Annotated in this window: 8 protein-coding genes; all 8 read right to left on the reverse strand. The window is 31.7% G+C overall.

Annotation, left to right across the window (positions count from 1 at the left end; all coding sequences use genetic code 11):
* Position 1: 1 nt before the first annotated feature.
* Positions 2-955 (reverse strand): hypothetical protein, encoded by a 954-nt coding sequence (locus tag ACHRWY_RS26675; RefSeq protein ID WP_395358911.1) that lies wholly within the window; start codon positions 953-955, stop codon positions 2-4.
* Entirely contained in the window at positions 939-1,463 is a 525-nt protein-coding gene (locus tag ACHRWY_RS26680; protein WP_395358913.1) for a hypothetical protein, read from the reverse strand. Before ACHRWY_RS26680 ends, ACHRWY_RS26675 begins: the two co-directional genes overlap by 17 nt.
* A complete protein-coding gene (locus ACHRWY_RS26685) occupies positions 1,456-2,643 on the reverse strand; it encodes a hypothetical protein (protein ID WP_395358915.1) in 1,188 nt (395 codons plus the stop codon). Before ACHRWY_RS26685 ends, ACHRWY_RS26680 begins: the two co-directional genes overlap by 8 nt.
* Positions 2,644-2,645: 2 nt before the next feature.
* Positions 2,646-4,550, reverse strand: coding sequence for a type II secretion system protein GspD (locus ACHRWY_RS26690; RefSeq protein WP_395358917.1), 1,905 nt, complete (start codon positions 4,548-4,550; stop codon positions 2,646-2,648).
* Between the two features lie 4 nt (positions 4,551-4,554).
* On the reverse strand, positions 4,555-5,961 hold the full coding sequence (locus ACHRWY_RS26695; protein ID WP_395358919.1) for a GspE/PulE family protein: 1,407 nt from the start codon (positions 5,959-5,961) through the stop codon (positions 4,555-4,557).
* Positions 5,961-6,443 (reverse strand): hypothetical protein, encoded by a 483-nt coding sequence (locus ACHRWY_RS26700; protein WP_395358921.1) that lies wholly within the window; start codon positions 6,441-6,443, stop codon positions 5,961-5,963. The genes ACHRWY_RS26695 and ACHRWY_RS26700 overlap by 1 nt, the downstream gene beginning before the upstream one ends.
* A 1-nt stretch (position 6,444) precedes the next feature.
* Complete coding sequence (locus ACHRWY_RS26705) at positions 6,445-6,879, reverse strand: type IV pilin protein (RefSeq protein WP_395358923.1); 435 nt, start codon at positions 6,877-6,879, stop codon at positions 6,445-6,447.
* A gap of 71 nt (positions 6,880-6,950) precedes the next feature.
* The coding region (locus tag ACHRWY_RS26710) for a type II secretion system F family protein (protein WP_395358925.1) at positions 6,951-7,158 on the reverse strand (208 nt) is incomplete at its 5' end.

The following is a 7,158-nucleotide window of genomic DNA, read 5'->3' on the forward strand; positions in this document are numbered from 1 at the left end:
ATTAATTTACTGTAAACTTGTATCCTGTGCTATTAGTTCCAATATTTCCAGCTCCATCAATAGCTCTAATTCTCCAGTAGTATACTCCTGTCGTTGTAGATGTATATTGTAGTGTTGTTGTATTGCTGTTAATTGTTTGAACAATAGAATTAAAAGTAACATCGCTGGCAAATTCGACTACATATGAAATTGGAGATTTTGCGAGTCCAACATCCGCTGGTATGCTCCACGTATACGTTACTGCCGTATTAACTGTTTGATTCGAATTGTCTGCCGGAAGCGTGTTTTTGGGCTGATTGGGTGGAGTCGTGTCAATATTAAATTTTCTGGATGAATATTGTTTTGTTTCACTATCTGTATTTTTTGCTTTTATTCTCCATTCATAATTTCCATCAGCTAATGTTGGCTTGTCAAGCATTACAGAGTTGTCTGTTAAATCACTTTTAGAAAAAACTTCTTCTCCGGTTGCCGTATTAATAACTTTTGCGCTATAACTTGTTGCTTTATTCAGTTTTTCCCAATTTAGTGTTACATTGACAAATTTTACATACTTATCATTATCAGGGCTTGATAATACAACTTGCTGATTGGTTAAATCATCGGGGATAATGGTCGAAAAACCAGAAGGGAAGGAGTAGGTCGATTGATAAGCATAGTTTTCTGCACGTACACGCCAAAGATAATTTCCTGCATTTAGCGGAAGCGTTAAACTTGCTTTTGTAGTCAATGAATCCAGTAATAATACCTGATCATTTGTAAAAACCTGAACACGGTATTTGTCTGCACCTTTTAGGTTATTCCATTTAAAACTGACTACATTGCTTTCAATTTTAGCATCTTTTGCCGGCGAAATAATTTGTACAATATCATTTGTAATATCTTCTTCGAGAATATCTTCGCATGAATAAGTTAATATAGCCAGGCTTATTAGTATAATTTTATTTATTGTTTTCATAGTTTTGAAAAATCATTTTTAAATGTAAAACTTCGGATTTATTGTTCTTTTTTGTGGTATAAAAATTCTGACTTACCATTCGCGAAAAATCAAATTTTTTCTCAAAATTATAGGCCAGTTCTAATAGTTGATTCGCGTTTCCGGTAACATCCAGCTGATTTGTAATAATATGATAATCATCTTCAGGAAAATCATGAATGGGTTTTAAATCACTTATAGATATGTTGCTTGAATTTGTAGCTGCAAAACTTACAATACCTTGTTGTACCATCTCTTTTGTAACGCCTTCTTTGCCTGTAATTTTATCTAAGTAAGCGATGTCATTGGTTAATGTTCCAGTGTTTTTAGATTTTTTATTAATGTCATCTGCCTTTTTTGATAGCATTTTATATTCTGAAATAACTTCAAATAAAGTATGAAATGATCTTTTGTATGCTGTGATCGATAGCATAAAAAAGAGTATTATCAAGGCATAAAACTTTTGTTTATAGGAATAGTTTTCAAACATTTTTAAGAATTATTTTTATTTCGAATATTGATTTGTTTTTTTTATCCTTTTTCAAACTAATGATTTCAAAGCGTTGTAACCAATTCATTTTTTTTAAATTCTCTAACCACACATTAAATGCTGATTCCTGAAATGTTTCGCCTTTTATAATGATTGTACCATTATTAAATAATGCTTTTTTATTCTCTTTGTATTCTTCTTTTAGTGGGATAATATTTAATTCGTTTAAAGAAACACCACCCGGAATTGTTCTGATAATTTCATAACCATAAAAAGAAAGAAATTTAGAAGACAAAACGCCGGATTCTTTTAAAAGGCTTAGTTTTTTTTCTTTTTGAGCTTCCAGATCTAATATCAGTTGATAAGACTGATTGGAATAAACCGTTTGAAGATTTAGTTCAGAATTTTTAGTTCCGTAATACTGAATCAAAAAATAACTGATTAGTAATGATCCCAGAAAACTACAAAGAATAGCGATTCCAAGGATATTGAATGCTTTTTTATAAATTAATTCTTCATTATTTAAACTGCTATTTATAGTTTTTGAAACTTCTCTCTGCTTTACAAAAAAGTGAATAATAGCTCCATATAGCGGTAGAAAAGTGTTAGAAATGGTTTCTTCTCCAATTTGGTAATTAACGGCTTTTTCACCTTCATTTTGTTTAGAAAAACCAATTAGTTTCTCATTTTCAAACTCTAACTTTAAATCAGTCGAAAGTAAAATTCCTTTCTTTAAAACATTATTTAATAAAGCGGCTAAAAATGATCCAATATATACGTCGATAACCTGAAAGCCGCTTTTTTGAAATTTCGTAATTGTTTCTTCGACAATGTTTTTTCTGCAAAAACTGATAAAATTTGATTTTGTACCTTTTATATCCGTATAATAAATGGCATTATAATCGATATTTTTTTGCCAGTTTACATCTGTTTCATTTTCAAAATCAATTTCTTTATTCAAAACCCCTTTTCCTTCTACAACGATCAAGAGCGGCAGTTTTTTGTCTGCTGTTTTTGTTAAGGCTTCAAAATTTTCAAAAGTTTGTTTTGACACAATAGAAATCTTATTTGCCTTCTTTTTAATAGTAAGCAAATTATAGATTTCGTAATCTTCCTTCTTGATTACGCCAACAACGTTTAAGTCGTTTATTTTTATGAATTTAGATAAAGTGGTAAACATCCTTAATAAATAACGGTTGGTTTAATAAAAATATGAAGTTTAGAATCACTTTTTCCTTTTTTTCTACTACTAAAAAACCATTTAATAATTGGGATTCTAGATATCAACGGAGTTCCTGTTCCGGAGTTTTCTTTTTTCAATTCATCCAGACCGCCAAGCAATATCATTTCGCCATTTTTGACTCTTACTAAAGATTCAAATTTTTGAGTTGCTTTTCCCGGAGGTGCCCCTTCACCAATTCTTGCCAGGAAAGAACTTTTTTCTACAGCAATAGTCAATGTTACATTTTCGTCTGTAGAAACATATGGTTTTATCGATACGCTTAAATTGGCATCGGTTGATTTCCAGGTTCCGGAGTTCAAAATATCATTACCAATACTATTGTTGATTAATCGGTTATTTTGCTCGAAATAGTAGCTCGTTTCTCCAATAGATAATTTAGCTTCATGCCCGCTTATAGTGGCGATTTTTGGAGTAGATTCTATTTTTAATACCGAATTGTTTTCGAGAAGTTTAAGGTTGAGGTAAAAAGATTCGGTTACTTTTCCTAGTTTAAAAAGACCAAAACCATTAAAAGCATTTATCAAGCTATTTACCGAGGATCCGTTGAGGGTTACATCAGGGCTAGGGAACAAAACACCAGTCGTTTTAACAGCATTTAGTTTGTCTAATCCCGCTTTCATTCCGGTTTGTATATCGTAGGATTTGTTGTATTGCACAATTATAACCTCAATTTGTACCATGGGCACAACTTTGTCAATTTGTTTGATATAAATTTTCAGCTCTTCGAGAATAGATCTTGATCCGGAAACGATTAATCCGTTTAATTCTATAAATTCTTTTATTTCTAATTTTTCAGAAAAAACCTTTGGTAATGTAGTAATAACAGACTCTATAGATCTGTTTTCTAATTGAATCATTTCGGTTACTCTTAATCCTTCAGTAGCTTCTTCACCAATGAGATAGAAATTATCCTGTTTTTTATAGGTATATTTTTTTCCTTTAAAGATGTTTGCCAAAAGCTCATCAAAAGTAATACTGTCAGCAGAAAGTGTTGTTTTTTCGTTTTCGGGCTTGTTGTATAAAAAGTAATTAATATGTAGTTTTTCTGCAGCTTCAGTCAATAAATCAGATGCATCTGCGATATAAGCGTTTACTTGCAAAAATCCTTGTTTATTTACATTTACTTCATAAAATCCCGGAACTCCAAGACTTACTCTTGGCTGTTTCGCTTTCGGGCCAGCTGCTAAAGCGCTTGTATTTTGAGCAGTGTTTTTTTGCAGGAAATAGACATCGTTATCATCTTTTATGGCACTCAGGTCATTTGATTTAGCCATCATTTCGATTACCTGATTAAAAGGACGATTTAAGATATAAGAAGATATTTTTATGTTTTTTACGTCTTGTGCTAAAACTAAATTTTTCCCGGATTTGTCAATAATCGCTTTTGCAACAGCTGATAAAGTATCGTTTTCAAGCCTTACAGAGAGAAAATCATTTTGCGAATTATAAGTTACATCGATTATTTTGGGCTGTTTTTTTTCGACTACGGCTATGACTTTTCTTTTTTTGAAAACGATAATATTACTCATAAACGAGACATCAAGATCATATTTTTGCGTCAGGTGTATAAAGACATCTTTTACCGTTACGTCAAAAAAGTTATTGGCTACCGGTTGATTCAATTCAGTATCAACATCGACATTTAATTGATGTTCTTCGGCTATTGAGGCAATAAAATCGTGAAGTGTAAGTCCAGAAACATCTATTTTAATAGTTTCATTTAAACCTTTCTTTTGTATGGCAAATTCGTCAAACTTTCGCCCCAGTTCGACAATGTCTTGCTGAGCGAAAATAATATTTGAGAAAAATAACGCAGCTAGTGCGAATACTATCTGTTTAAGCATTTGTTTATATGTTTATTAAAATTGAATATATTTCTTCTAGGGAGGTTTCTCCTTGGGCTAAAATTTCAAATGCTTTTTCAGGCAGTGATTTATAGTTATTGTCATTATTGTATAGTTTGGTAATCGTATTATTTTTGATAGACTCTGCAATAGAGTGATCTATATTTAAAATTTCATAAATTGCTGTTCTTCCTTTATATCCGGTGTGAAAGCATTTATTGCATCCCACAGGTTTGTAATAAGAGGAGATCTCGAAAGGAAATTTAAAATTGAGCGGAAAATCTTTTGGGTTATTAACAGTCTCTTTTTTACAGTTGGCACAAAGTTTTCGAACCAGTCTTTGTGCAACAGATAAATTTAAGGTTTCGGCAATTAGATACGATGGAACTCCCATATCTATTAACCTCGAAATAGTTCCTATTGCTGAATTGGTGTGTATGGTTGATAAAACCAAATGTCCTGTTAGTGAGGCACGTATTGCCATTAAAGCGGTTTCTGAATCACGAATTTCTCCTAACATAATAACATCAGGGTCCTGACGTAAAAAAGATTTTAGGGCAGATGAAAATGTTAGGCCAATATCTTCCTTTAATTGTACCTGATTAATTCCTTTTAAGGTATATTCTATTGGGTCTTCAACTGTTACAATATTTCTACGGCTATCATTTAACAATCTTAATGTAGCGTAAAGTGTTGTTGTTTTTCCTGAACCTGTCGGACCGCTTATTAATATAATTCCGTTTGGTTTTTTTACCGCTTCAAGATAACTTTCAAGCTCTTCTTTTTGCAAACCTAAAGTACTTAAATCTATGTTTGAAGCATCCTGACCTAAAAGACGCATTACTATTTTTTCGCCAAACAATGTTGGCAGGATCGAAACCCTGATGTCAAATGATTCGTTGGTAATTCGCCCGTCCTGCGGAAGCCTTTTTTCAGTAATATTAAGTTTGGCTTTGATCTTGACTTTATTGACTAATTCGAGATAATTATCACGCTCTATTTTGTAGCGCTCAATGAGTTGACCGTCAATTCTAAAACGAATGCGCGAGGAATCCTCGTAAACTTCAAAATGAATATCACTGCATTTTAAAGATTTTGCTTCGGTCAATAAATTTTCAAGAAAATCACCTTTGTCAACATTCAGGGATTTATTAGAGGTTAATGCTCTTTCTTTTCTATAATAAATAGATAAAGCTTTCTCTATTTCTGAGGCATTGACTGGATGAAATATGATATTTTTTCCTAAAAATAATTCCAGCTCATCTCGTGTATCTTCATTGTTATTAGAATCATCGACATATAATTCTAATGTGTTTTCTTGTAGTGATTTAGGTAATATTCGATACTGATTGGCTAAATCATTCGAAACAGTATGTTGTATTTCCGGAAAAATTTCAATGTCCTGTATCATTATAATAATGTGATTTTTTGAAAGGTTAAGAAATGCTCTTTCAGTAATACAATGATTAAAAACAAAGCCGAAAATCCTGCTAAAGGAACTGTGTCTTCTTTAATAAACTTCTTTAACCCAAATTGCAGTAAAATTGCAAATAGAAGTGATAATATAAAAAACAGGATATAGTTTTTTAATATAAAAAGCGGAGCAATAGAAATGTAAAATAGCAAATCGCCCAGTCCGAAATAATTAAGAAAAGGGTTTAAGAATTTTTTAGATTTCAAACTCATGTAAAGTGTTAGAATGCCTAAAGTGATTAAGAAGAAAATTGTATTATAAAGTACAACCTCGGCCAAATCATATTTTTTTACAGGAATTATATAGAAACAAATAGTAAAAATAACAAGAGGTAAAACCAAATGTATTTTTCTGTATTTCCAATCCTGAATAAAAAGGATAATTAAACAAAATAACAAAATTGCAGGTGATATTTTCAATTTACTCTTTTGTTACTTCTGTTAGTATTTTTTTACTATCAATTTCCCAAGTGTTAAAGCTTCCATCACCATCTAAGTCTGATGTGGCAGTTGCTCTCGCCGAAAAAGAATCATTTGAGGCATCGATTATCTCAATTTTATAAACTGCCTGACCACCTTCGTCTACTGTTTTTTCTTGTTCAAAACCAATTTCTTCCAGACTGCCCGAATATTTTGAATGTCTGTAGAAATAACTTTTTTCAAGACCATAAACCTGATTTAGCATAGCCTGAGCTTCGATAGCTTTTGCCTGACCAATTACTGAGGTTTGGTTGGGCAATACCATTAATAATAATATGCCAATGATGCATAATACGATTAAAATCTCTGTTAAAGAATAGGCTTTAACTTGTAAGTTTTTATTTAGCTTGTGGTATTTTTGAATCATATTTAACATTTATTTGTTTTTATTTTGTTAAAATGTGCTAGCGAATTCGTGCAAAAGCACAAACGGAACTAACATTACTATTACTTATTTATAATTTTACTTAAATCAAACATTGGGGCGTACATTGAGACCATAATTACGCCTACAATGGCTCCAATTAGGATAATAATCATAGGTTCTAAAATGACACCAATCATCTTGGTCTGGTGGCTTATCTCTTCATTATATTGTTCTGTTAATCTTTCGAACATGGTTTCCAGTTGGTTAACTTGTTCAGCGACTTCTACC

Origin of the sequence: Flavobacterium sp. FlaQc-48 (assembly GCF_044007335.1) — a bacterium.
Taxonomy (GTDB): domain Bacteria; phylum Bacteroidota; class Bacteroidia; order Flavobacteriales; family Flavobacteriaceae; genus Flavobacterium.